21 protein-coding genes are annotated in these 23,969 nt (G+C 64.7%); 14 read left to right on the top strand and 7 right to left on the bottom strand.

What is annotated here, in order from left to right; translation table 11 throughout:
• The first annotated feature begins 106 nt into the window (after positions 1–106).
• Together IVA80_RS24575 and IVA80_RS24570 are read left to right on the top strand one after the other, a co-directional pair.
• A complete protein-coding gene (locus IVA80_RS24575) occupies positions 107–733 on the top strand; it encodes a ParB-like protein (protein ID WP_247436526.1) in 627 nt (208 codons plus the stop codon).
• A 151-nt stretch (positions 734–884) separates the two neighbouring features.
• Positions 885–1,028: a hypothetical protein gene (locus tag IVA80_RS24570; protein ID WP_247436524.1), complete on the top strand. Its 144-nt coding sequence runs from the start codon at positions 885–887 to the stop codon at positions 1,026–1,028.
• Between the two features lie 106 nt (positions 1,029–1,134).
• On the opposite strand, the gene IVA80_RS24565 is transcribed toward IVA80_RS24570, so the two are convergent.
• The 4 genes from IVA80_RS24565 to IVA80_RS24550 form a co-directional block, all read right to left on the bottom strand.
• Complete coding sequence (locus IVA80_RS24565) at positions 1,135–2,391, bottom strand: peptidoglycan-binding protein (protein ID WP_247436522.1); 1,257 nt, start codon at positions 2,389–2,391, stop codon at positions 1,135–1,137.
• A 603-nt stretch (positions 2,392–2,994) separates the two neighbouring features.
• A complete protein-coding gene (locus IVA80_RS24560; protein ID WP_247436520.1) occupies positions 2,995–3,483 on the bottom strand; it encodes an MgtC/SapB family protein in 489 nt (162 codons plus the stop codon).
• Positions 3,484–3,507: 24 nt separating this feature from the next.
• Positions 3,508–4,089, bottom strand: a complete 582-nt coding sequence (locus tag IVA80_RS24555; RefSeq protein WP_247436518.1) for a peroxidase-related enzyme — start codon at positions 4,087–4,089, stop codon at positions 3,508–3,510.
• A gap of 217 nt (positions 4,090–4,306) precedes the next feature.
• Entirely contained in the window at positions 4,307–5,986 is a 1,680-nt protein-coding gene (locus IVA80_RS24550) for a DUF87 domain-containing protein (protein ID WP_247436516.1), read from the bottom strand.
• Between the two features lie 499 nt (positions 5,987–6,485).
• Here IVA80_RS24550 and IVA80_RS24545 point away from each other — a divergent pair, with 499 nt between their 5' ends.
• Positions 6,486–7,454 (top strand): catechol 2,3-dioxygenase, encoded by a 969-nt coding sequence (locus IVA80_RS24545; RefSeq protein ID WP_247436514.1) that lies wholly within the window; start codon positions 6,486–6,488, stop codon positions 7,452–7,454.
• Here IVA80_RS24545 and IVA80_RS24540 read toward each other — a convergent pair.
• Both IVA80_RS24540 and IVA80_RS24535 read right to left on the bottom strand, forming a co-directional pair.
• Positions 7,451–10,975 (bottom strand): molybdopterin cofactor-binding domain-containing protein, encoded by a 3,525-nt coding sequence (locus tag IVA80_RS24540; protein ID WP_247436512.1) that lies wholly within the window; start codon positions 10,973–10,975, stop codon positions 7,451–7,453. The two genes, IVA80_RS24545 and IVA80_RS24540, sit on opposite strands and share 4 nt — an antisense overlap.
• The gene (locus IVA80_RS24535; RefSeq protein ID WP_247436510.1) at positions 10,975–11,457 is read right to left on the bottom strand and encodes a (2Fe-2S)-binding protein; all 483 of its coding nucleotides are present in this window, start codon (positions 11,455–11,457) and stop codon (positions 10,975–10,977) included. Before IVA80_RS24535 ends, IVA80_RS24540 begins: the two co-directional genes overlap by 1 nt.
• Positions 11,458–11,707: 250 nt before the next feature.
• Here IVA80_RS24535 and IVA80_RS24530 point away from each other — a divergent pair, with 250 nt between their 5' ends.
• From IVA80_RS24530 to IVA80_RS24495, 8 genes are all read left to right on the top strand, one after another.
• Positions 11,708–13,165, top strand: a complete 1,458-nt coding sequence (locus tag IVA80_RS24530; RefSeq protein ID WP_247437074.1) for a 6-hydroxynicotinate reductase — start codon at positions 11,708–11,710, stop codon at positions 13,163–13,165.
• A complete protein-coding gene (locus IVA80_RS24525; protein WP_247436507.1) occupies positions 13,162–14,061 on the top strand; it encodes a UPF0280 family protein in 900 nt (299 codons plus the stop codon). The genes IVA80_RS24530 and IVA80_RS24525 overlap by 4 nt, the downstream gene beginning before the upstream one ends.
• A gap of 27 nt (positions 14,062–14,088) precedes the next feature.
• Positions 14,089–14,673, top strand: coding sequence for an amino acid synthesis family protein (locus IVA80_RS24520; RefSeq protein WP_247436505.1), 585 nt, complete (start codon positions 14,089–14,091; stop codon positions 14,671–14,673).
• A gap of 20 nt (positions 14,674–14,693) precedes the next feature.
• A complete protein-coding gene (locus IVA80_RS24515) occupies positions 14,694–15,896 on the top strand; it encodes an ABC transporter substrate-binding protein (RefSeq protein ID WP_247436503.1) in 1,203 nt (400 codons plus the stop codon).
• A 179-nt stretch (positions 15,897–16,075) separates the two neighbouring features.
• Positions 16,076–17,965 (top strand): ABC transporter permease, encoded by a 1,890-nt coding sequence (locus IVA80_RS24510; RefSeq protein WP_247436501.1) that lies wholly within the window; start codon positions 16,076–16,078, stop codon positions 17,963–17,965.
• Positions 17,962–18,753, top strand: coding sequence for an ABC transporter ATP-binding protein (locus IVA80_RS24505; protein WP_247436499.1), 792 nt, complete (start codon positions 17,962–17,964; stop codon positions 18,751–18,753). Before IVA80_RS24510 ends, IVA80_RS24505 begins: the two co-directional genes overlap by 4 nt.
• Positions 18,750–19,454 carry an ABC transporter ATP-binding protein gene (locus IVA80_RS24500; RefSeq protein WP_247436497.1) on the top strand — a complete coding sequence of 235 codons (705 nt, stop codon included), beginning with the start codon at positions 18,750–18,752 and terminating at the stop codon, positions 19,452–19,454. The genes IVA80_RS24505 and IVA80_RS24500 overlap by 4 nt, the downstream gene beginning before the upstream one ends.
• A gap of 14 nt (positions 19,455–19,468) precedes the next feature.
• A complete protein-coding gene (locus tag IVA80_RS24495) occupies positions 19,469–19,924 on the top strand; it encodes a MarR family transcriptional regulator (RefSeq protein WP_247436495.1) in 456 nt (151 codons plus the stop codon).
• A gap of 118 nt (positions 19,925–20,042) precedes the next feature.
• Here IVA80_RS24495 and IVA80_RS24490 read toward each other — a convergent pair whose 3' ends face one another.
• Positions 20,043–21,242 (bottom strand): amidohydrolase family protein, encoded by a 1,200-nt coding sequence (locus IVA80_RS24490; RefSeq protein ID WP_247436492.1) that lies wholly within the window; start codon positions 21,240–21,242, stop codon positions 20,043–20,045.
• Between the two features lie 156 nt (positions 21,243–21,398).
• Between IVA80_RS24490 and IVA80_RS24485 the strand changes: the two genes are divergently transcribed.
• From IVA80_RS24485 to IVA80_RS24475, 3 genes are all read left to right on the top strand, one after another.
• Complete coding sequence (locus IVA80_RS24485) at positions 21,399–22,172, top strand: ferredoxin--NADP reductase (RefSeq protein ID WP_247436490.1); 774 nt, start codon at positions 21,399–21,401, stop codon at positions 22,170–22,172.
• Positions 22,173–22,278: 106 nt separating this feature from the next.
• Complete coding sequence (locus tag IVA80_RS24480) at positions 22,279–22,602, top strand: hypothetical protein (RefSeq protein WP_247436488.1); 324 nt, start codon at positions 22,279–22,281, stop codon at positions 22,600–22,602.
• A gap of 95 nt (positions 22,603–22,697) precedes the next feature.
• Positions 22,698–23,936 carry a cytochrome P450 gene (locus IVA80_RS24475; protein WP_247436485.1) on the top strand — a complete coding sequence of 413 codons (1,239 nt, stop codon included), beginning with the start codon at positions 22,698–22,700 and terminating at the stop codon, positions 23,934–23,936.
• Positions 23,937–23,969 lie beyond the last annotated feature (33 nt).

Raw genomic sequence — 23,969 nt, 5'->3', positions numbered from 1 at the left:
GTTTGTGATCTCCGCATCAGGGTCGAACGCATTCTGCCGCCGCAGGGCCCATGGCATAATCAAAGGAACTGGACCACGGGTTGCAACATGCGAGGGCCTTTCGACCATGACCACCAATGCGCGGGAGCCGAGAGTGCATCCAGTGCCGATCCTGTCGCTCCGGCCGACGCAGATGACGATCGGCATGCGCGAGGTCAAGGAGAAGCGCAAGCGCTGGCGCGACCATGACAAAAAGAAGCAGTCCGACCTGCTCGGCACTCACATGATCCCGGTCGTGTACGGACCTGACCAGCGCTACTACGTGATCGACCATCATCATCTCGGCCGCGCGCTGCATGATGAGGGCATCAAGGACGTGCTGGTGACCGTGGTCGGCGATCTCAGGATGGTCGAGCGCGAGGCATTCTGGGGCGTGATGGACAACAAGCGCTGGGTCTATCCTTACGACGCCAAGGGTGAGCGGCGCCTGTTCCGCGATCTGCCGAAATCGCTCGTCGATCTCAAGGACGATCCCTTCCGCAGCCTTGCCGGCGAGCTCCGCCGCATGGGCGGCTTCGCCAAGGACACCACGCCGTTCTCCGAATTCCTGTGGGCGGACTATCTGCGCCGAAAACTGTCGCGCAAGGCGGTGGATGCCAATTTCGACAAGGCGCTGGAGAAGGCGCTGGCCGCGGTCAAGAGCAAGGATGCGATCTATCTGCCCGGCTGGTGCGGACCGGCCTCGGACGATTAGGCGCGATGCTCACATCTGCACGGCATGCGGCTCCACAAACCGGATCTCATCACAGCCTCTTGAGCGAAACTATCTTCCGTCCACGCGAAGCGGTGCTGAAACAAAGCCGTGCCATCTGTTTGGGTAGTCGAGCTCACACAGGAGGCAGAAAATGCGCCGTCTGGTTTTCGCCGTTGGCTTGCTCGTGGTCGCTTCAGCAGGGATCTCGGCATCGTTTGCCGCAGTTCACCATGCCAAGACATTGACGTTTTCCGAGCGCTTTGCCCCGGCGCTCGAGTTGATGGCGCAGCGCTAGTCTAGCGGCACAGTGCTTCGCAGCCGCAGGCAACGCGGTGCTGATACCGCCGCATCCAAGGCGGCGCAAGAAAGAGCCCCGCCGAAGCGGGGCTCAGGATCGCGCATTATCTGTTCGGCTGGTTCTGCGCCGGCTGGTCCGTTGTCGAAGGTGCCGGGGCATTGTTCTGGTTGGTTTGGTTCTGGTTGGTTTGCGCGGCCGGCATGTTATTGCCGCTCGGCGGATTGGCGCTTTGCGCCGGCGGAGCTGCCTGTCCGGTCGTCTGACCCGGAGGCTGTTGCGTGCCCGCCTGACCGGTTGTTGCCGGCTGGTTCTGCTGGGCCTGGCCGGTTGTCGCCGGCTGATTCTGCGGCGCCGGTGCGGTAGCCTGACCAGTATTCTGGCCGGTCGTGTTCTGTTGCGCCGACGGCTGCTGAGCCGCCTGTCCCTGGCCGGTGGTGGTGGTCGATTGGTTCTGAGTTGCGCTGATCCTGTTGGATACTCCGAGCGCCGCCACAGTGCGCGTATCAATCGTGCCGGTGGCCTGAAAGCCCTGCTGCTGCTGGAAGGTGATCAGCGCCTCGCGCGTCCGCGTATCGAAGGTGCCGGTCGCTTGCCCCGTCAGCAGGCCGCGTTCGATCAGCACCTGCTGAACCACGCGGATCTCGTCAGGATTGAGGCTAAGCGCGGCGACGCTGCCACCGCCAGCATGGCTGAACCGCGTCCTCGGCCCGGCCGGAACAACGTCGACAACTCTGCGGCTCCGATCCAGGACCACGATCTCGTCGTCCACCACGAAGAAACTGTCTTCCCGGAACGCCGGGAACACATCGATCAGCACCGGGAACGCCGAGACGGACACCACGGAAATATTCCTCGGCACCACTACGCCCGTGTTGATCCGGAAGTTGATCGAACTGGCATCGACCCGCGCCACGTTACGCGAGCCAAGCACCGAACTCTGCAGCGTTGTCTGCTGTTGCGCATTCAATGACACGCGGCCCGACATGCTCTGAGTTACCGCACCCTGGGTTTGTGTCGGTGCATTGGCCTGCCCTTGCGTATTAGTGCCGGGGGTGTTGGTGCCGGCCGCTGTCCCCTGACCTTGCTGCGTGCTCGGGCCCTGGGCAGGAGCGTTGGTTTGTTCCCTGGTGCTGGCGCCGGTGGTCGTACCCGGCCTCGTGTTGGCGCCGGTCGTCGTACCTGGCTTTGCATTCGGACCCTGCGTCGTCTCGCCGGTCCGGTCATGGCGCTGCTCGGACTGACGCGCCTGGTCACGGTCGCTCCGGCCTTGACCGACGGTCTGGTCCTTCTGTCCGCGCTGTGTCTGATCCTTTCCGATCTGCTGCTTACCCCGTCCTTGGCCGCTGCCGCCCTCTCTCATTCCGGGTTCGCTACGCTGAGCGCGCTCGCCCGAACGTGTGGATGGACCTTCCGCTCGGCCGCCCGCTCGAGGCTCGGCTGCCCGGTCTTGCGTCATTCCCCCACGAGAAGCGCCAGCGGGACGTTGGGACATTCCGCCTCCGGAACGACCTTCGCCGGACATTCCGTGCTCGGCCGCACCGCTGCCGGCTGCTCCGCCAGCGCCGATTCCGCCGGCACCCATTCCCCCACCGCCGCCACCTTCGCGCATGCCTTGCGCCGCCGCCAAGCCGACGCTGGCGAGCAGCGCTGCTGTCGTCAGCAGGAGCCTACTCGTTCTCATGTCCTTCATCGGAACCTCCTCCATTTGGTTCACAGTTTCCCGACACGGTACTTTCGAATGGCGGAACTCAAGTCCTCCTCATTTCGAGTTTCCGGTCTGCTGGGAAAAGGGACTCCGATGCTGTTCGTTCCAGTTTGATGCCTGCGGCACCGACACGGAATGGCTTGGGTTCCGCGGCGAATGAACTTGCCAGCTTGAATGAACTTGCCAGCTTGAAGACTCGATCGGCGCGCGCCCACCACGTGCCTCGCGTGTCCCGGGCCTCCGTTCTTCATGATGCATTTACGCCCCGGAGCTTGGCGTCTCCCGGTCGTGCCGATCCTGCCTGACGCCGAGCGCGCGGTGCAGCCAGCGTTCGATGCGGCGGCCGACCGTGAGCAGCACGAAGGCGAGCGCCAGCGCGACGCCGACGATCCTCCACTGTCCGGTGCCGCAGGCAATGCCGAGACAGGCGGCGAGGAAGGTGCAGGCCGCGCTGGTCAGGCCGCGGACGCGAAACCGCTCGCTCTCATGAACGATAACGCCGGCGCCCAGAAAGCCAATGCCGGTGAGGATGCCCTGAATGACCCGGCTGGTCGCATCGGTGATCTTGCCGGGTTCGGTGAATTCGACGGCCAGCAGCACGGCCGTTGCGGTGGAGAGGCCGACGATGCCGAGCGTCTTCAGCCCGATCGGCTTGCTGTGGAGATCGCGGTTCAGCCCGATCGCGCCGCCGGCGAGCGTTGCGACGCCGAGGCGCAGCAGGATCTCGGACCAGTCCAGCTCGGTCATGGCTTGTTGATCATTGCTTTTCGATCATTGCTTCGGCAGTCGCCCCATCAGATAGAACTCGTCGTTCGGGCGCATGCCCGTGAAATTCGCCAGCCGGTTCGACAGTGCGAAGAAAGCGGAGATTGCGGCGATGTCCCAGATGTCGTCGTCGCTGAAGCCGTGCGGGGCAAGTGCGGCGAAATCCTCTTCCGAGATGCGTTGCGCATCGGCTGAGACCTTCATCGCGAAATCGAGCATCGCCTTTTGCCGCGGCGTGATGTCGGCCTTGCGGTAGTTCACCGCGATCTGGTCGGCGATCATGGGGTTCTTGGCGCGGATGCGCAGGATCGCGCCGTGCGCGATCACGCAATACTGGCACTGGTTGGCCGCCGAGGTCGCGACCACGATCATCTCGCGTTCGGCCTTGGTGAGGCCGCCGTCCTTCTCCATCAGCGCGTCGTGATAGGCGAAGAATGCACGGAATTCGTCGGGGCGATAGGCCAGCGTCAGGAACACGTTCGGCACGAAACCGCTCTTTTCCTGCACGGCGAGGAGGCGCATGCGGATGTCGTCGGGCAGCGTGTCGATGGCGGGAGCGGGGAAGCGGTTTGGCGAGGGCTTTGTCATGGGTTGTTTTTCCGGACCGGGGCGGCAAACATAGTCGAAGCGAGCGCCCCGCTCAACGTGCCACGATAGTCCGTGGACGCCACACACTCGGTGTCATCGCCGGCGAAGGCGGGCGATCCAGTATTCCAGAGACAGCGACGCATACGGAGGGGCCGCGGCGTACTGGATGCTCCGTCTTCGCAGAGCATGACAGTGTGCTCGAGGCGCGAGCGCGGCTTTACCGCAGCGGCTTCTTCAGCAGCGAGAAGCGGTCGGGGTCGAGACCCATCGATGGCTGCAGCATCGGCGCTTCGGCAGTGGAGAGCGTCTTCGCGGGCGGCGCCGAGAACACCGGATCGTTCGGCACGTCGCGCTGCGAGGTGGCGCCGCGCCAGCGCTCGAGCACGGCGCCGACGAAATGCATGTCGTGACCGGAGGTGACCGAGGGCACGCTGCTGATGGTGGCTTCGCCGCGCGGCAGCTGATGCGGCGGCACCTCCTTGAAGCGCAGCCGGGTCGGCAGCGCGACGCCTTCGCCGAACGCCAGCACTTCGCGGGTGCCGAGCGATGGCACGAAGGACAGCAGGTTCGCGGCCGCATCCGATACCGCAGCGCGGAGCAGCGCCTGGTCGCGCTCGTTGGCAAGACGCATCGTGAACAGCGTGTTGCACTGGGAGATGATGGTGGCGTCGAGCTCTGCGGGGCGCTGCGTGATGAGGCCGAGATAGACGCCGTATTTGCGGCCTTCCTTGGCGATGCGCGACACCGCCTTGCGGGTCGGCCCGAAGCCGACATTGCGATCGGCGGAGGCGTAACGGTGGGCCTCTTCGCAGACGAACAGCATCGGTGAGACGCCGTCGCTCCACAGGCCGAAGTCGAAGGCCATGCGGCACAGCACCGAGACGACGGAGTCGATGACCTCGGCCGGGAAGCCGGCGAGCTGCATCACCGTCATCGGCTTGCCGTTGGCGGGCAGGCGGAACAGAAGGCTGATCACCTCGGCCATGGTGTCGCCGCCGACATTGGCGTTGTCGAACATGAAGGCGTAGCGCGGGTCGTTGCGCACGGCCTCGATGCGCGAGATCAGTTTGTGATAGATGATGCGCGAGGAGCGGTTCTCGAGCTTGCCCATGCGTTCGTCGATCAGCGACATCAGGTCGACGAGGCGGTACGGCACCGGCGTGTCGACGGTGTAGCCGACCTGCTTGGGATCGATACGCTTGAGGCCGATACGATCGGCGTTCTGGTACTGGGTGTAGACGCCCTTGGCGAGCGGGATCACCTCGGCGAGGATGTCGAGTTCCTCGGGCACGCCGGCGCGGCCGCCGAACAGCACGTCGACGATCTCTTCGAAGTTGAACAGCCAGAACGGCAGCTTCAGGTTCCGCGGGTTGAGCACCAGCGCGCGGTCGCCGAAGCAGCGGCCATATTCGTTGTGGACGTCGAGCAGGAAGATGCGCAGGTTCGGCCGCGCCTTCAGGATCTCGTTGAGCAGCAGCGACACGCCCGTCGATTTGCCGACGCCGGTCGATCCCAGCACCGCGAAGTGCTTGGACAGCATTTCCTCGATGTCGACATAGGCGATAACCGAGCGGTCCTGCTGGAGGAAGCCGACGTTGATCTGGTCCGAGCCGGTCGGCGCGTAGATCGTGCGCAGCTCCTGGCTTGTGATCAGGTCGACCGCGTCGCCGATGGTGGGATAGTTGGTGACGCCGCGCTGAAATTTGGCCTTGTCCGCGGCATTGAGAATTTCGCCGAGCAGGTCGACCGACGCGATGGCGATGTAGTCGGAGCTCGAGAGGTTCTCGCAGGACACCTCGGTGATCATGGCGACGATGACCGAACTGGCGCAGCGAATGCTGACGAAACGGCCGACGGTGGCCCGAACTTCCGAGACCGACGTCCGGCTGTCTGCCATTAGCCCGACCCGGGCGAGCGACCCGCGTACCGAAATCACGCGTCCAAAAGATGTCACGATGGATGAACCTGACAAGAGCGAGGGGCTTTGCCCAGACTATGCGCGGCCGCCGCTGCACAAACGGTTAAGCGGCGGGGGCGGGTGCTACGTTAAATCCGCGATAATTCAGGCGCGAGGTTTGTTCCCAATGCATACTTCCAGGCGGAAGCGGCCGGAAATGCTGCTTTTCGGGGCCGGCGGGCCCGAGAGTGCTTAAGGAAGATTTTACCATTCGGGCCAGTCGGTCCGTCATTCCGGGGATGGGTTGAGGTCTTGGATGGTGCGTCATTCGCTCCGGCGGCGATGTTTTTGATTTGTTGACGAGACCTAATCATTTGTACATTAGTACAAATTAGTCGGCGGCCTGAGTTGCCGCCCCCGGACACCTGAGCGCGTTTGCAGCCTTGCGTCCGATTGCGCGATCCGGTCCGGCGGATCGCAGCCACGCCTGGAGGAAAGCATGCAGCCCGAACCGAACCTCGATCTCGCTCATCTCGGCCACATGGAGATGCTGACGCCGAAGCCCGATGAGAGCCTGAAATTCTTCGTCGACGTCATGGGCATGACCGTGAGCGGGCGACAAGGCGAGTCGGTTTATTTGCGCGGCTGGGACGATTACGAGCGCTATTCGCTCAAGCTAACGGCGTCGAAGACGTCAGGCATGGAGCACATGGCGCTGCGCGCGCGCAGCCAGCAGGCGCTGGAGCGCCGCGTTACCGCGCTGAAGGGCTCCGGCTTCGGCATCGGCTGGATCGACGGCGATATGGGGCAGGGCCCGACCTTCCGCTGCCGCGATCCCGACGGCCATATCGTCGAGCTCTATTACGAGACCGAATGGTACCAGCCGCCGCCGGAGCTGAAGCCCGCGCTGAAGAACCAGGCGCAGCGTTTTCCGGCGCGCGGCGTCAACGTTCGCCGTCTCGACCATCTCAACTGCCTCGCCGTCGACATCAAGGCCAACCGCGAGTTCTTCGAGAACTATCTCGGCTGCCGCCTCACCGAGCAGATCGTGCTCAACGACGGGCGGGAAGCTGCGATGTGGCTGACGATGTCGAACAAGAGCTACGATTTCGCCTATTCGCTTGACCACTCCGGCACAGCCGGCCGCTTCCACCACGTCACCTACGCGCTCGACAGCCGCGAGGAGATTCTTCGCGCCGCGGACATCTTCCTGGAGAACGGCGTGTACATCGAGACCGGCCCGCACAAGCACGCGATCCAGCAGACCTTCTTCCTCTATGTCTATGAGCCCGGCGGCAACCGTGTCGAAGTGGCCAACGCCGGCGCGCGCCTCATCCTGGCGCCCGACTGGAAACCGATCGTGTGGACCGAGGAGGAGCGCAAGAAGGGCCAGGCCTGGGGCCTGAAGACGATCGAATCCTTCCACACGCACGGCACGCCGCCGGTGGAAGTGAAGAAGCACGCCTAGTGTGCTGAGGTACGGAGGCGCGCGATCGTCTCGCGCACGCCGGTCCACGCCGGCTTGTCCGGTGCGAACTGCTTGCGCAGGAAGGCGATGAGCTCCTCGACCTGCGCATCGCTCATGCTGCTCTTGAAGGCGGGCATGTAGCCGAGATCGCTGGAGACGGGCTCGGCGATGCCGTGCAGGACGACCTGCACGAGATTGTCCGGCAATGCACTATGCAGATTGCTGTTGAGCGCCAGCGAGGGCCGGCTGCCGAACAGCGGCAGACCGCCGACCTCGTGGCAGACGGCGCACGCGCCCTGATAGAGCCGCGCGCCGGTGGAGGACGCCACCGTGACTTGCGTCGCGCTCTCAAGCTTTGCGGCAAGTGCATCTTGGCCGTGCGTATCGCGCGTGTCGTTGAACGAGTTGAGATAGACGGCCATCGCGCGAATATCGGGATCGGGCAGGGCTTTGAGGTCCCTGACGATAGGCGCCATCGGGCCGGCCGCGACGCCATGATAGCGCGAATGGCCGGTGCGCAAATATGCGAAAAGCTCGTCCTCGGTCCACGGGATCGGCGCGTGCGAGAGCGAGGTCAGCGGCGGCGCTTCCCAGCCCTCGGCAAAGCCGCCGGCGAGATAGGCGTCGCGCTGCTCCGCACCGAGCGCGTTGCGCGGCGAATGACACGCGCTGCAATGGCCGACGCTCTCGATCAGATAGGCGCCGCGATTCCACAGCTCGGATTGGGCGGGATCGGGCTTGAACTCGCGCGTCCGATGAAACAGCGCATTCCAGCCCGCGAGCAGCGGGCGCAGATTGAACGGGAAGGCGAGCGTATTCGCCGGCGCTGGCGCGCGCACCGAAGGCTGCGCCATCAGGTAGGCGTAGAGCGCCTGCATGTCGGCATCATCAGTCTTCGAAAAGTGCGTGTAGGGGAAGGCGGGATAGAGCTGCCGTCCATCGCGATGCAGCCCGTCGCGCATCGCGCGTTCGAACGCCGGATAGGACCAGGCGCCGATTCCGGTCGCAACGTCAGGCGTGATGTTGGTGCTGTAGATCGTTCCGAACGGCGTCTGAAGCGCGCGGCCGCCGGCGTTGAGGGCGCCGCCGGTCGTGGTGTGGCACTCCGCGCAATTGCCGAGCGCTGCCAGTTGCTGGCCGCGTGCGATGGTCGCTGTGGAATAGACCGATGCATCGGGTCGTGCGATCGGCGCGATGGCGCGACCGGGCAGGAGCGCTGCGCCGATTCCGATCGCAGCAGTGCAGACAGCCGCAATGGTCGCGAAGACGCCGGCGCGTTTGGCGAACGGATTTTGCCAGATGCGAGACGGCGGCGACGCTGCGGGCGCGGGCAGGGCCTGCGGCATCGCCGATGCATCGCCATGCAACCCTCTCAGGATGCGCGCGGGCGTGAACGGCGGCTCGCGGAAGCGCACGCCGGTGGCATCGAAGATTGCGTTCGCAATCGCCGCCGCGCTCGGGACCGAGGCGGACTCGCCGACGCCGAGCGGCGGCTGGTCCTGACGCGGCAGCATCAGCACGTCGATCATGGGTACGTCGGGGAAGGGGATGATCGGATAGGCGCCCCATTCGCGCGCTGCCACTGCGCCGCGCTCGAACGACACTTCTTCCATCAACGCGCGGCTGGTGGACTGGATGACGTTGCCGTGGATCTGGTGGCGCACGCCGTCCGGATTGATCATCAACCCGGAGTCCTGCCCCGCGACGACGCGCGTGACGCTGACGTCGCCGGTGGACTTGTTCACCGCGACGTCGGCGACCCAGGCCGACCACGCCGCGCCATAGCCGGGAAACTTGCTGTGGACATAGAGCGCATAGGCAAAGCCGCGCCCGTGCACGACCTCGCCATCTTTCTCCTCGCGAACCGGTCGTGGCCTCCAGCCCGCGCGTTCGGCCACCGCGTTGACGAGATCGACGGCGCGCTGGTCTCTGAGATAGCGCAGGCGGTATTCGATGGGATCGACACCGGCCTCGGTCGCAGCCTCGTCGATATAGGATTCATGCGCAAAGGTGTTCGGCAGGGCCGAGACACCCCGGAACCAGGAGGCGCGCACGATCGGCGCCATGTCGTGGGCGACGACGCGCATGTGGTCGTAATCGTAGGGCGGGATCGCGGTGCGGTCGCCCATCTGGAGCACCGCCGGTTCCGGCGACATCCGCCCCGTCAGCAGGAGCGCCAGCGTCGGTGCTGCGTTCGACGGATAGCGCGTGGCGAGATCGTAACCAGCGACGCTGCCGTCGGCGTTCAACCCGCCATTGACGTCGATGAGCTGCGCGGCGCCCTTGGGCTCCCAAGCGTGCTCCTGCTCGCGCGTCAGCTGCACGCGCACGGGCCGGCCGACCGCACGCGACAGCAGAAGCGCATCCGCGGTGACGTCGTCGGCGCAGTTACGGCCGTAGCAGCCGGCAGCCTCCAGCCGGATCACCTCGATCTCGCTTTCCGGCCGCTCCATCAAGAGCGCAAGATCGCCGCGCAGCACATGCGGATTCTGCGTGCCGGACCAGACGCGGATGTTGCCGTCCTGGAAATCGGCGACCGCGCAGGACGGGCCGATCGAGGCGTGCATCTGGTACGGCCACACATAGGTGCGCGGCATCGGCTTGGCGGCGCCGGCGATTGCCGCGGTGACGTCGCCCTTGTCGATCAGGGTACGCGGCGCCGACGGATTGGCACGCAGCGCGGTCTCGAGATCGGCGAGATTGGCAAGCGCCGGCGTCGACTTCCAGCTCACCGCGAGCTGCTCCGCCGCGCGGATCGCATTCTCCTCGCGCTCGGCGACCACGCCGACGAAATCGCCGATGCGCACGACGGCAATGATGCCGGGAATGTCACGCACCGAGGACTCATCGACCGCAATCAGGCTGGTGCCGACGAACGACCCCGCATCGACGCCGGCATAGGGCGGGCGCACGACGCGGCCGTGCAGCATGCCGGGCACGCGGATGTCGTGCACGAAGATCAGCTCGCCCGTCGCCTTGGCCGGCAGATCGACGCGCGGCACGGATTGGCCCACGATGGCGTATTCGCCGACGGGCTTGAGGGCGACGTCGTCCGCAAGCTCGAGGCGAATGGTCTCGCTGCCGATCAACTCGCCATAGCTGACGCTGCGGTTATGCCCGCGGACGAGGCCGTCCTCGATCCCAAGGTCGGCCTCCGGCAGCTCCAGCCGCTCGGCCGCGCGCGCGATCAGAAAGTGACGCGCCTGCGCTGCGGCCTTGCGCAGGGGAACGGCCGTAATCTGGACGGTCTCGCTCGCGATCGTAGGGCCCTGGTTCGGCACCATTGCGGTGTCGCCGAGCACGACCACGACGCGCGCAAAGGAGACGTCGAGCTCCTCGGCGACGATCTGGCCGAGCGCCGTGCGAATGCCGGTACCGAGATCGACATGGCCGTTATAGGCGCTGACCGAGCCGTCGGCGGTGATGCGGACAAAGGTCTCGGATGTGCACTCGTCCACCGTGCGGACGACGACGAGCGAACCGGATGGCCGCTCCGCTCCGTTCGGATGCGGGGAGGCCATCAATCCGCGGCCTCAGTGAGCTGGCCCGATGCGCGCATCACGGCGCGCAGGATCTCGACATGCGTGCCGCAGCGGCAGAGATTGTAGCGCAGCGCCGCCAGCGCCTCCTGCTCGGTCGGCCGGGAGTTGATCGCCAGCAGCGCCTTGGTGGTCATGATCATGCCGTTGAGACAATAGCCACATTGCGCGGCCTGCTCGTCGATGAAGGCCTGCTGCACGACATCAGGCTTATCGCGGGTGCCGAGCCCTTCGAGCGTCACGATGTCGCGCCCGGCGCAACCGCTGATCGGGATGACGCAAGAGCGTGCGGCAGCGCCGTCGATCAGGACAGTGCAGGTGCCGCATTCGCCGAGGCCGCAGCCGTATTTAGGGCCGTTGAGCGCGAGATCGTTGCGCAGCACATAGAGCAGCGGCGTCTGCGGCGCGGCCGTGATCTCTTGGGTTTTGCCGTTCACGGTGAGCCGGATCGGTGTGTGCGTCATCCTCTTTCCCAAGTCCGCGGCCGGAGCTTTGCAGAATTGTACGTCGCGACGATACCGTTTGTACACAAACGTGCAAGCCGGCATGCCGCAGTGCAACGCGATTGCTCGCTTTGTGGACAGGGCGGGGAGGCAAATGAGGGTTTATTCGGCAGCGGCGCCTTTTCGCCCGTACCGCCGCTTGACAGTCATCAGGAGCGCGCGCACCATCGTTCGTATACGAATGATAACCGCAGTGTCCGCCGGCTTGCACATGGTGACTGAAACGACGAGCGCTGCCACCGACAAGATCCGCTGCGATGCCTGTCCGGTGATGTGCTACATCAAGCCGGGCGCTGCGGGCGCCTGCGACCGCTATGCCAACCACGACGGCAAGCTCGTCCGCGTCGATCCACATGTGATCCTGGAGCGCACTGTCTCGCATGGCGGCAAGCTCGTCCCGTTCAGCCGCACGGAAGATTGGGACGGCAAGATCGTCCACGAGCCCTCGACCTTCGTCACCGCTATCGGCGCGGGCACGACCTATCCCGACTACAAGCCGGCGCCGTTCATCGTCTCTGCGGAGGTTGACGGCGTCGACATGGTGACAGTCGTTACTGAAGGCATCTTCTCCTATTGTGGAATCAAGGTGAAGATCGACACCGACCGCTATCTGGGGCCGGAGACCGCGACCGTGCGCGCACAGGGTGAGGCGGTCGGTCATGTCACGACCAGCGAATACGGTTCGCAGATGCTGTCGCTCGGCGGCGTGCATCATCTGACCGGCGGCTCCAAGAAGGAGGGCCGCGTCACCTGCGACACGCTGATGGATCTCGCCAATTGCAAGGCGGTCGAGCTCACCATCGACGGCGGCGCGAGCGTGGTGGTGCAGGCCGGCCAGCCGCCGATCGTCAACGGCATGAAAGAAGAGCGCATGCGCGTCGGCTGCGGCTCGGCGACGATCGGCATGTTCGCCAAGCAATGGCACGGCAAGGTCGACGAGGTCGTCGTCGTCGACGATCACATCACAGGCGTGCTCTCGGAGCATCAGGCCGGCAAGCTGCTCGACATCGCCGACACCGGCATCAAGATGAAGGGCCGCCGTTCGACGCCGGGCCGCTATTTCCAGGTCGCCGATCCCGGCACGGGCTGGGGCGGCACAGATATCTCCGATCCGCTCGCGATTCTCGGGCCGTTCGATGCCAAGGAGGCGAAACCCGGTTTGACCATGCTGATGGTCTCCACGACCGGCGAGCATTCGTCTTACTATGTGCTCGACGAAGCCTTGAAGCCGGTCGAGATCGAGATGCCCGCTGATTTGAAGTTTTCGGTCGAGCGCATCCAGGAAAACTGCGAGCCGGCGCTGTGTACGGTGCTGTTCATGGCCGGCGCCGGCGGCTCGCTGCGCGCCGGTGTCACCGATAATCCGGTGCGGCTGACGCGCTCCGTGAAGGACGCGCTGACGCGCGTCACCAGCGGCGGCGCGCCTGTTTATGTCTGGCCGGGCGGCGGCATCACCTACATGGTCGATGTGACGCAGATGCCGTCAGGCGCGTTCGGCTATGTGCCGACGCCGGCGCTGGTCGCGCCGATCGAGTTCACGATGAAGCTGTCGGACTACGCCGCGCTCGGCGGGCACATGGATTATGTGAAGCCGCTGTCCGAGGTGCAGGGCGGTGAAGACGTTCGCCAGTTGCCGTGGCAGAACCCGATTCCGGGACCTCGGACATGAGGCGGCTCCCGCAAATCGCATTGCTGTCTGATGGCCGGCGACTGCATTTGCAGGATGGACCGATTGATCTGATCGTCGAGGCGAGGGGGCACGCGGAAGAGGTTCGTGCGGCCTATGACGCTGCGGCGCGGCGGTTCACCGGGCTGCTCGATGAGCTCTGCGCGGAGCTGACGGAGTTGCGGGCGGCGGCTGAATCGGAGCGAACTTTGCTCAACGGCGTTGTGGCGCGTCGCATGCACTCCGCCGTCGCGCCTTTTGCCGCAGATGGCTTCATCACGCCGATGGCGGCCGTGGCCGGCAGCGTGGCGGAAGAGGTTCTCTGCGCAATGCTGGACGCTGCGGCGCTCGATCAGGCCTATGTCAACAATGGCGGCGACATCGCGCTTCATCTTGGCAGGGGGGAGCATTTCTCCGTGGGTCTGATGGATCGGCCCGATCGCGCGGGCGTGATGCGGACAATGAGGGTCGATTCGGACGATCCGGTGCGCGGCATCGCGACCAGCGGGCGTCACGGCCGCAGTTTTTCCCTGGGGATCGCCGACGCGGTCACGGTGCTGGCTGCGACCGCATCGCAGGCCGATGCGGCTGCGACGGTCATCGCCAACGCCGTCGATCTGCCCGGTCATCCCGCCGTCATCCGAAAGCCTGCGAACGAACTTCAGCCCGATAGCGATCTCGGCGCGCGTCTCGTCACCCGCGATGTTGGTGAATTGTCGCAGACCGAGATAGCGGCCGCCCAGGAATCTGGCGCAGAATGTGCACGGCAATTATTCGATCGCGGATTGATCGAGGGGGCCGTGTTGCAGCTTTGTGGTGATATGCTTGTCATCGGAGCAAAAGATATTGAACGGCGACGATCGCGCCCACTTGAGTTGGAGAACGCGGTCCATGCCTGAGCAGGGAAGCGAGCAGGAGAAGCCATCATGAGCGCGATCATCCGCAAGATCGTCACCGTCGTCGAAGAGACGCAGATGGAGATGGGCCGCCAGGTCTCGCCGCCGACCCGGCGTGCGGCGGCAATCGCCGTGATCGAGAATCCCTTTGCCGGAAAATATGTCGAGGATCTGTCGCCCCTGATCGCGATCGGCGAGGAGCTCGGCGATCTCTTGTCGAAGCGCGCGGTGGCTGCGCTCGGTATCGATGGTTCGAAGGCCCACAGCTACGGCAAGGCCGCGGCCGTCGGCGAGAACGGCGAGCTGGAGCATGCCGCGGCCATCCTTCACCCGAAGATGGGCACGCCGGTGCGGAAGGTGCTGAGCAAGGGCGCGGCGCTGATTCCGTCGTCCAAGAAGCGTAGCGGTCCGGGCACGACGCTGGATATTCCGCTCGGGCACAAGGACGCGGCTTTCGTGCGCAGCCACTTTGACGGCATGGAAGTGCAGATCAACGATGCGCCGCGCGCCAACGAGATCATGGTCGCGGTTGCCGTCACCGACAGCGGCCGTCCTTTGCCGCGCGTCGGTGGGCTGACGGTTGCGGAGATCAAGGGCGAAGACGGTCTAAGATAATTTTAACGGTGGAGGTTGGGATGCGAGCAAAGAACTATTTTGTCGGCGCGGCGTTCGCGCTGTTGGCGGGCGGCATGGCTCATTCGGCCATGGCGCAGGACATCAAGATCGGCGAGATCAACAGCTATTCGTTGCTGCCGGCGTTCACCGAGCCCTATCGCAAGGGCTGGCAGCTCGCTGTCGAAGAGATTAACGCGGGCGGCGGCGTCAACGGCAAGAAGCTCGTCGTTATTTCCAAGGACGACGGCGGCAAGCCGGCGGATGCGCAGACCGCGGCCAACGAGCTGGTGTCGAGCGAGGGCGTGGCGATGCTGACGGGTACGTTCCTGTCGAACATCGGCCTTGCGGTCAGCGACTTCGCCAACCAGAAGAAGGTGTTCTTCCTCGCGGCCGAGCCGTTGACCGACGCCATCACCTGGTCCAAGGGCAACAAGTACACCTTCCGCCTGCGCCCCTCCAACTACATGCAGGCGGCGATGCTGGTGGAAGCAGCCAGCAAGCTGCCGGCAAAGCGCTGGGCGACCATCGCGCCGAACTATGAATACGGCCAGTCCGCGGTCGCGGTGTTCAAGAAGCTGATGTCGGAGAAGCGTCCTGATATCCAGTGGGTCGACGAGCAGTGGCCGCCGCAGGGCAAGATCGACGCGGGTCCGGTGGTTCAGGCGGTTGCCGCGGCGAACCCGGAAGCAATCCTCAACGTCACCTTCGGCGCCGATCTCGTGAAGCTGGTGCGCGAAGGCAACACCCGCGGCCTGTTCAAGGGGCGCGAGGTCGTCTCGTTCCTGACCGGCGAGCCCGAATATCTCGATCCGCTCAAGGACGAGACGCCCGAGGGCTGGATCGTCACCGGCTACCCCTGGTATTCGATCAAGACGCCCGAGCATGATGCGTTCCTGAAGGCCTACCAGGCCAAGTACAACGACTATCCGCGCCTCGGCTCGATCGTTGGCTACCAGACCATCAAGTCGGCGGCGGCGATCCTGGCGAAGGCCGGTTCGACCGATCCGGAGAAGCTGATTGCTGCCGCGGAAGGCCTGTCGATGCCGTCGCCGTTCGGCGAGATCACCTTCCGCAAGATCGATCACCAGTCCACGCTGGGTGCCTATGTCGGCAAGACCGCGTTGAAGGGCGGCAAGGGCGTGATGGTGGACTCCACCTACAAGAAGGGCGCGGACTATCTGCCGAGTGATGCCGAAGTCGAGAAGCTGCGCCCGAAGGATTGATCTCCGCTGCCGTAGGGTGGGTTAGCCGTAGGCGTAACCCACCGCGGTCGGTCCCGCGGTGAGAAAGATGGTGGGTTACGCCCAGCGAACTGCGCTTCGCGCAGCCGCAAGGCTAACCCACCCTACGAAATTCCCGCTCCCCGCATGGGGAGCGCGCTGAACACCAACCCGGACCGCCGATGGCCTTTTATGTCGTACAGTTTCTGACTGGTCTCGCCAGCGCAGCGTCGCTGTTCCTGGTGGCCTCGGGCCTGTCGATCATTTTTGGCGTGACGCGGATCGTGAATTTCGCGCATGGCGCCTTCTACATGATCGGCGCCTACATCGCCTTCACGCTGACGGAGTGGCTTTCGGGTGCGTTCGGCTTCTGGGGCGCCATCGTGATCGCCGCACTCGCGGTCGCGCTGATCGGCGTCCTCGTCGAGATGGTGCTGCTGCGGCGTATCTATCACGCGCCCGAGCTGTTCCAGCTACTCGCGACCTTCGGCCTGACCCTGATGGTCGAGGATCTCGTCGTGCTGGTCTGGGGCCCCGACGATCTCGTCGGTCGCCGTGCGCCGGGCTTCAGGGGCGCGATCGATTTCTTCGGCCAGAACATCCCGAGCTACGATCTGTTCCTGATCGTGCTCGGACCGGTCGTGCTCGGCATTCTCTGGCTGCTATTCCAGCGCACGCGCTGGGGCGTGCTGGTGCGCGCGGCGACGCAGGACCGCGACATGGTCGCGGCGCTTGGCGTCAATCAGAAATGGCTGTTCACGAGTGTGTTCGCGGTCGGCGTCTTCCTCGCCGCGCTCGGCGGCGCGCTCCAGATCCCGCGCGATGCGGTACATCATGCGATGGATTTGCGCATCATCGTCGAGGTGTTCGTCGTTGTGGTGATCGGCGGCCTCGGCAGCATCGTCGGCGCCTTCGTCGCGGCCGTGCTGGTCTCCGAGCTCAACGCCTTCGGCATCCTGATCTTCCCGAAGATTTCCATCATCCTGGTTTTCCTGGTGATGGCCGTGGTGCTGATCGTGAGGCCCTGGGGCCTGTTCGGCAAGCCCGAGGCGCCGGCGCGCAAGACGCCGGGTCTCACCGTCAATCCCTGGCGTCCGCTGACGTCGAACGAACGGCTGGCTGCGCTGGCGGCGCTCGTCATTGCGGCGACGCTGCCGCTGTTCGCCGGCAACTATGCTCTGACCGTCGGCTCGGAGATCGCGATCTTCGTGATCTTCGCCGTCAGCCTGCATTTCCTGATGGCGGTCGGCGGACTCGCGTCGTTCGGCCACGCCGCCTATTTTGGTCTCGGCGCTTACGGCGTCGCCTTCCTCGCCAAGATGGCGGGGCTGCCGATGATCGTGTGCCTGCTGCTCGGTCCGCTGCTTGGCTGCATGGGCGCGGCCGTGTTCGGCTTCTTCGCGGTGCAGCTTTCCGGCGTCTATTTCGCGATGCTGACGCTTGCGTTTGCGCAAATCGTCTGGTCGATCGCGTTCCAGTGGGTCAGCGTCACAGGCGGCGACAACGGCATACTCGGCGTCTGGCCTTCAAGCTGGGCGGCGAGCCCGTCGCATTTCTACTGGCTGGCGCTCGGCGTTGCGGCGCTCGTGACGATTGCGCTACGGGCGATGGTATTCTCGCCGTTCGGCTACGCACTCAGGGCCACGCGCGACTCGCTTCTGCGCAGCGAGGCGGTCGGCATCAATGCCAAGCGCATCCAGTGGACAGCGTTCGTGATCGCAGGCACGACCGCCGGCATCGGTGGCGCGCTGTTCGCCTACCTCAAGGGCAGCGTCTTCCCCGACAATCTCGGCATCTCGCTCTCGGTCGATGCGCTGGTGATGGTGCTGCTCGGCGGCGTCGAGACGGTGTCGGGCGCGGTGATCGGTGCGATCGTCTACAAGGCGCTCAATATCTGGCTGGTGAGCCAGACCGACCTGTCGAAGCTTGTGCTCGGTGGCTTCATCGTTCTGATCGTCGTCGGTTTCCCCAAGGGCATCGTCGGCATGTTGGAGACGCTGGCGCAGCGGCGCAGGAAGACATCGCCGCCGGGATCTCCCTTGCTTGTCAAGCCGATCGAGTCCGCCGAATGAGCGTCGCACCCCCACTTCTCGCGGTCGAAGGCCTGACCAAATCCTATGGCGGCATCCATGCCGTGCGCGGCGTGTCGTTCTCGCTGCGCGCCGGCGAAATCCTGGCACTGATCGGGCCGAACGGCGCGGGCAAGAGCACCTGTTTCGACATGCTCAACGGCCAGAACAAGCCTGATACCGGCCATGTCCGCCTGCTTGGCGAGGAGACCACCGGCAAGAAGCCGCGAGAGATCTGGCGGCTCGGCGTCGGGCGCACTTTCCAGATCACTGCGACATTCGCCACCATGACCGTGCGCGAGAACGTGCAGGTCGCGCTCATCTCGCACGAGAGGCAGCTGTTCAATCTCTTCGGCTCGGCGCCGAACTTCGACCGCGGCGAGGCGGGCCGGCTGCTTGAACTCGTCGGGATGAGCGGTTATGCCGACCGCCCTTGCGGCGAGCTGGCCTATGGTGATCTCAAGCGGCTCGAGCTCGCGGTCGCGCTTGCGAACCACCCAAAGCTGCTGCTGATGGACGAGCCGACCGCCGGCATGGCCCCGCGCGAGCGTGTCGATTTGATGCGGCTGACGGCACAGATCGCGCGGGAGAAATCGATCGGCGTGCTCTTCACCGAGCACGACATGGACGTGGTGTTCGAGCACGCCGACCGCATCATCGTGCTCAATCGCGGCACGCTGATTGCCGAGGGCTCGCCGGCCGAAGTGCGCGGCAATCCGCAGGTGCAGACGGTCTATCTCGGCGAGGGCCTCGTCTACGATGCCCGCCATCGCGAGGGAGCCTCGGCATGAAGCTGACGGTCGAGGGGCTCAACAGCCACTATGGTCCCGCGCATATCCTGTTCGACATCGGCTTCGAGGTCGGCGAGGGCGAAGTGGTCGCGCTGCTTGGGCGCAACGGCGCCGGCAAGTCGACGACGTTCCGCTCGATCGTGGGCCTTGTGGCGCAGCGCTCCGGCCGCATCATGTTCGAGGGCAAGGACGTCTCGGTGCGTCCGACGCACGAGATCGTTCGCGAGGGGCTCGGCTATGTGCCGGAGGAGCGGCGCATCTTCACCGATCTGACGGTGGAAGAGAATCTCGAGGTGGGCCGCCAACCGAAGCGTCCGAACGCCCCCTCATGGACTCGCGACAAGCTGTTTACGCTGTTTCCAAACCTGGGTGAGATGAAAAACCGTCCGGGCGGCCGCATGAGCGGCGGCGAGCAGCAGATGCTGACGATCGCGCGCACGCTGATGGGCAACCCGTCGCTGGTGCTGCTGGACGAGCCCTCGGAAGGCCTGTCGCCGAAGATCGTCGAGCAGATGGTCGATGCCATTCTGACCATGAAGAAGGAGGGCGTCAGCATCGTCGTCTCCGAGCAGAATTTGCATTTCGCGCGGCTGATCTCCGATCGCGCCTATATCATCGAGCGCGGCCGCATCTGCTTCGGCGGCACCATGGCCGAGCTCGATGCGCGTCCGGACATCCGCGACGCGCATCTGTCGTTGTGAGGGACGGGGAGCGGATGGCAAGAAGCGTCGCGGCGAAGAAGAGTGTCAAGCCGGCAAAGCCGTCTTACGTGCTCGATGAGCAGGTCGGCTTCATCCTGCGCCAGGTCTGGCAGCGCCACAGTTCGATCTTCGCCCGCGAGATCGGCACCAACATCACGCCGACGCAATGGGCGGCGCTGTCGAAGCTCGCCGAAACCGGGCCGTGCTCGCAGAATCAGCTCGGCCGACTGACGGCGATGGATGTCGCCACCATCAAGGGTGTGATCGATCGCTTGACCGCACGTGGATTGACCGAGACCAGCCAGGATCCCGAGGACGGACGGCGGCTCCTGGTCAGCCTGACGCGCGCGGGCCAGCAGCTTGCGGAGAAGGTCGCGCCGAATGCGCTCGCGATCACGCGGGAGACGCTGGCGCCGCTCGATGCCAGAGAGCGCGAGATGCTGATGGCGCTGTTGAACAAGCTGCGGTGAACGGCAACTTCGTAAGGTGGGCAAAGGCGCCCTTGGCCGCGCCCACCATTTTTGACTGCCTTGTAGAAACGGTGGTGGGCACGCTCCGCTTTGCCCACCCTGCGCACTGCGGCCCGGATCAATGGCCGCTGACGATCTCCGGCACTTTCCCTGCCGGTGGCGTATTCCGGCTCCGCTGCGTCCGCACGATGCCGTCGATGATGGTCATGCCGATGCCGGGGAGATCGCCGAGCTGCACGCTCTCCAGGATGTTCTTGCCGGGTGAATGCTGGGCCTTGTCCATGATGACGAAATCGGCGGAGCGGCCGACCTCGATCAGGCCGCAATCGAGCTCGCGCATCCGCGCGGTGTTGCCGGTGGCAAGGCAAAACGCGATTTCGGCGGGCAGGTCGCCGAGCGAAGACAGCATCGAGACCATGCGCAGAATGCCGAGTGGCTGCACCCCGGAGCCGGCGGGCGCGTCGGTGCCGAGGATCACGCGGTGCAGATCGCCCATCTCGCGCGCGATGCGCAGCGTGAACAGGGCCGAGCGCTCATTGCCGTTGTGAACGAGTTCGAGGCCGCGCTTGCAGCCCTCGCAGATGCAGCGGATCTGGTCGTCGGGCAGGGCAGTGTGGCCGCCATTGATATGGCCGACCACATCGGTGTCGGCCTCCAGCACCACATCCTTGTCGATCAGGCCGGAGCCGGGGATGGAGGGGCCGCCGGTATGGATCGTGCTCTGGATGCCGTATTTGCGCGCCCAGCCGACCATCTTTCGTGCAGTCGGGCCGTCCTTGACGCCACCCAAGCCGACTTCGCCCAGCAGCTTGACGCCTGCCGCAGCCAATTCCTTGAAATCCTCCTCGACCATCTCGCATTCGATCACGGGCGCGCCGGCGTGAACCTTCACGCCGCCGGGGCGCAGATTCCAGAATGCGCGCTGGGCGAAGATCGCCATCGCCTTCAGGCCGACGACGTCGCGGGGGCGGCCGGGCATGTGAACTTCGCCGGCGGAGATCATCGTGGTGACGCCGCCATGCAGGTTGCTGTCGATCCAGCCGATCTGGTTCTGTCGCGGTGTCCAGTCACCCGCAACAGGGTGGACATGGCTGTCGATCAGGCCGGGCGCGACCGTGGTGCCGCTGGCATCGACGATGGTGGTCGCGCCTTCGGTGTTGAGGTCCTTGAAGCGGCCGATCGCGGTGATCTTGCCGTTCTCGGCGACGATGGTGTCGCCGTCCAGGATCGGCTTTTCCAGCGCGCCGGACAGGATCAGGCCGATGTTGCGGATCACGAGCTTCGAGGGTCCGGTGGCCTGGGGTGCGTCATGCGCCATGGAAGGGGTCCTTGTCCTTAACTGCAACGCTTCCGATCTTGGGCAGCCTTGACCGCGGGATCAAGCCGGATTATTCATTAGTATACAAATGATCGTGTGCAAACGACGCATAGCTGCCGCCTTGAAAACCGCCACGACGCGCTACGGAAGGGTGAGATGAGCAATTTCAATCAGGAAGCCGTTTTGAGTGTCCACCACTGGACCGAGACGCTGTTCTCCTTCAAGACCACTCGCAGCCCGACCTTCCGCTTCCGCAATGGCGAATTCACCATGATCGGGCTCAAGGTCGGCGAGAAGCCGCTGCTGCGTGCTTACAGCGTCGCCAGCGCCAATTACGAGGACACGCTGGAGTTCTTCTCGATCAAGGTGCCGGACGGTCCGCTGACCTCGCGTCTCCAGCATCTGAAGGAAGGCGACGAGATCATCGTCAGCCGCAAGGCGACCGGCACGCTGGTGATCGACAATCTCGAGGAGGGGCGCAACCTCTATCTGATCGGTACCGGCACGGGCCTCGCGCCGTTCCTGAGCGTGATCAAGGACCCCGAAACCTACGAGCGGTTCGAGAAGGTCGTGCTGCTGCACGGTTGCCGGCACGTGAAGGAGCTCGCCTATGGCGAGATGATCACCGAGACGCTGCCGAAGGACGAGCTGATCGGCGAGTACATCCGTAGTCAGCTGATCTACTATCCGACCGTCACCCGCGATCCCTTCCGCAACCGCGGCCGCATCACTGACCTCGTCACGTCGGGCAAGCTGTTCGCCGATATCGGCCTTCCGGCGCTGGAAGCCGTCCATGACCGCGTCATGATCTGCGGCAGCCCGGCGCTGGTCGCGGACACCCGCGTGCTCCTGGGCGAGCGGGGCTTCGTCGAAGGCAATCATGGCGAGCCGGCCCAGTTCGTGGTCGAAAAGGCCTTTGCCGAGCGCTAAGTCCGGAATTCCTGCTCAATAAGACCGTATTTTTGCCGCGCGGCGCCCGTTGCGGCGCCGATTCGGCGCACGATACTATATGTCTGCGAATCAGCGGAGTTCCCACATGGTTGCGGACAGCGACAGCAACATCGCCTGGCACCGAGTTCAGTTGAAGAAGAACCGCGCCGAGTTGAAGGCGCTCGAGACCGCGCGCTTCACGATGGGCGAGATCGCGTCCTCGGAGCGGAACGGACGGACCCAAAAGGCAGTTGCGGAACTCAAGCGCAAGATCGCGCAGTCCGAGCGCGCGATCGCCGATCACGACAAGCGGACGCGCCGTCCGCTCGCCACCGACATGCAAAGCCTCAGCAATGGCAGCTGGAGCCATTGGGACGCCTACACGCAGCAGCAGCGCAAGACCGGCCCGCGCTCGCCGGGGCGCGGGTAGTTCTTCTGCGGCGGAGGGAATGAAGGTTCCGGCGCTTGCCCGGCGCTCCCCGCGTCCCATCTGGTTGAAGCGCCACCAACCGCTCCGGTGATCCCATGACACCGCGCCTCGATTTCACCAGCGAGGCCTTCTTTCGCGATCCGCCCAAGGCGATCGCGACGCTGCGCATGTCCGGCCCTGTTGTCGCGACGCGATTTCCTCTCGTCGGCGAGGTCTGGATCACCACGACCCATGAGGCCACGGCACAAGTCCTGAAGGACAGCACCAATTTCACGCTACGCAAGGAAGATGGCGACGTCGCGGGTCTGCGCTGGTGGATGCCGAACTACGTCAGGACCATCGCCAATAACATGCTGACGATGGACGAGCCGGATCACACAAGGCTGCGCAGCATCGTGGACGAGGCCTTCCGCCGCCGCGCCATCGTCGCGATGGAGCCGCGCATCCGTGTCATCGCCGACGGTCTGGCCGATGAGCTGTTTGCGAACGGACGTCCAGCCGATCTCGTCCAGCGCTACGCGCGCATCCTGCCGCTGTCGGTGATCTCCGAACTGCTGGGCCTGCCGCCGGCCGATCGTCCAAAATTCATCGCCTGGGCCAACGCGATGTCCTCGCTGACGGGTGTCGTCAGCTTCTTCCGTTTGCTGTTCGCGTTCCGCAAGATGCGGGCCTATCTCGAACAGCAGTTGCAGATCGCGCGCATGGAGGGCGGCGAAGGCCTGATCGGAGAGCTGGTGCAGGTCGAGCGTGAGTGTAGCCAGATCACGCCGGACGAAATGGTCTCGATGGTGTTTCTGCTGCTCGCGGCAGGCTCGGAGACCACGACGCACCTCATTAGCGGATCGGTCTATGAAGTCCTCAAAAATCCCGCTCTGCGCGATTGGCTGGAGGAGGATTGGAGCCGCCTTCCTCTCGCCGTCGAGGAGTTCTTGCGCTTCGTCTCGCCGGTACAGTTTTCAAAGCCGCGCTACGTGCGACGAGACATCGAGCTCGAAGGCGTGCGCCTTAGGAAGGGCGATCGCGTCATGGTCATGCTTGCCGCAGCCAACATGGATCCGGCGGAGCACGATCATCCCGAACGGCTCGATTTGCAGCGCAAGCCGAACCGCCACATCTCCTTCGGCACCGGAATTCATTTCTGTCTCGGTCACCAGCTCGCGCGGATCGAAGCGGCATGTGCGCTGGAAGCGTTGTTGACGCGCTGGCCACGGCTCGGTCTCGCAGTCGAGCCGGCGCAAATCCGCTGGCGCCGACGACCGGGCATTCGGGCGCTCGACAGACTTCCCGTGTTCGACGATGCCGCATCGGCCGCGTCGATGAAGGAAGCCGACTGACGATCCCGGCTCGCTGGGCGCAACCAGCCAGTT

It is taken from the genome of Bradyrhizobium sp. 139 (genome assembly GCF_023074175.1).
In the GTDB taxonomy this organism is placed as follows: domain Bacteria; phylum Pseudomonadota; class Alphaproteobacteria; order Rhizobiales; family Xanthobacteraceae; genus Bradyrhizobium.
Note: the sequence above shows the minus strand (reverse complement) of the source record. Positions and strands in the feature narration are given on the sequence as shown.

What these genes read in the sequence shown, in the direction of transcription:
- IVA80_RS24555 (WP_247436518.1), bottom strand. Translation starts at nt 4,089, where the DNA reads ATGACAAAGCCCTCGCCAAACCGCTTCCCCGCTCCCGCCATCGACACG.
- IVA80_RS24565 (WP_247436522.1), bottom strand. Translation starts at nt 2,391, where the DNA reads ATGAGAGAGGGCGGCAGCGGCCAAGGACGGGGTAAGCAGCAGATCGGA.
- IVA80_RS24530 (WP_247437074.1), top strand. Translation starts at nt 11,708, where the DNA reads ATGGTGACTGAAACGACGAGCGCTGCCACCGACAAGATCCGCTGCGAT.
- IVA80_RS24575 (WP_247436526.1), top strand. Translation starts at nt 107, where the DNA reads ATGACCACCAATGCGCGGGAGCCGAGAGTGCATCCAGTGCCGATCCTG.
- IVA80_RS24520 (WP_247436505.1), top strand. Translation starts at nt 14,089, where the DNA reads ATGAGCGCGATCATCCGCAAGATCGTCACCGTCGTCGAAGAGACGCAG.
- IVA80_RS24505 (WP_247436499.1), top strand. Translation starts at nt 17,962, where the DNA reads ATGAGCGTCGCACCCCCACTTCTCGCGGTCGAAGGCCTGACCAAATCC.
- IVA80_RS24485 (WP_247436490.1), top strand. Translation starts at nt 21,399, where the DNA reads ATGAGCAATTTCAATCAGGAAGCCGTTTTGAGTGTCCACCACTGGACC.
- IVA80_RS24535 (WP_247436510.1), bottom strand. Translation starts at nt 11,457, where the DNA reads ATGACGCACACACCGATCCGGCTCACCGTGAACGGCAAAACCCAAGAG.
- IVA80_RS24475 (WP_247436485.1), top strand. Translation starts at nt 22,698, where the DNA reads ATGACACCGCGCCTCGATTTCACCAGCGAGGCCTTCTTTCGCGATCCG.
- IVA80_RS24515 (WP_247436503.1), top strand. Translation starts at nt 14,694, where the DNA reads ATGCGAGCAAAGAACTATTTTGTCGGCGCGGCGTTCGCGCTGTTGGCG.
- IVA80_RS24510 (WP_247436501.1), top strand. Translation starts at nt 16,076, where the DNA reads ATGGCCTTTTATGTCGTACAGTTTCTGACTGGTCTCGCCAGCGCAGCG.
- IVA80_RS24540 (WP_247436512.1), bottom strand. Translation starts at nt 10,975, where the DNA reads ATGGCCTCCCCGCATCCGAACGGAGCGGAGCGGCCATCCGGTTCGCTC.
- IVA80_RS24490 (WP_247436492.1), bottom strand. Translation starts at nt 21,242, where the DNA reads ATGGCGCATGACGCACCCCAGGCCACCGGACCCTCGAAGCTCGTGATC.
- IVA80_RS24525 (WP_247436507.1), top strand. Translation starts at nt 13,162, where the DNA reads ATGAGGCGGCTCCCGCAAATCGCATTGCTGTCTGATGGCCGGCGACTG.
- IVA80_RS24550 (WP_247436516.1), bottom strand. Translation starts at nt 5,986, where the DNA reads ATGGCAGACAGCCGGACGTCGGTCTCGGAAGTTCGGGCCACCGTCGGC.
- IVA80_RS24500 (WP_247436497.1), top strand. Translation starts at nt 18,750, where the DNA reads ATGAAGCTGACGGTCGAGGGGCTCAACAGCCACTATGGTCCCGCGCAT.
- IVA80_RS24480 (WP_247436488.1), top strand. Translation starts at nt 22,279, where the DNA reads ATGGTTGCGGACAGCGACAGCAACATCGCCTGGCACCGAGTTCAGTTG.
- IVA80_RS24560 (WP_247436520.1), bottom strand. Translation starts at nt 3,483, where the DNA reads ATGACCGAGCTGGACTGGTCCGAGATCCTGCTGCGCCTCGGCGTCGCA.
- IVA80_RS24545 (WP_247436514.1), top strand. Translation starts at nt 6,486, where the DNA reads ATGCAGCCCGAACCGAACCTCGATCTCGCTCATCTCGGCCACATGGAG.
- IVA80_RS24495 (WP_247436495.1), top strand. Translation starts at nt 19,469, where the DNA reads ATGGCAAGAAGCGTCGCGGCGAAGAAGAGTGTCAAGCCGGCAAAGCCG.
- IVA80_RS24570 (WP_247436524.1), top strand. Translation starts at nt 885, where the DNA reads ATGCGCCGTCTGGTTTTCGCCGTTGGCTTGCTCGTGGTCGCTTCAGCA.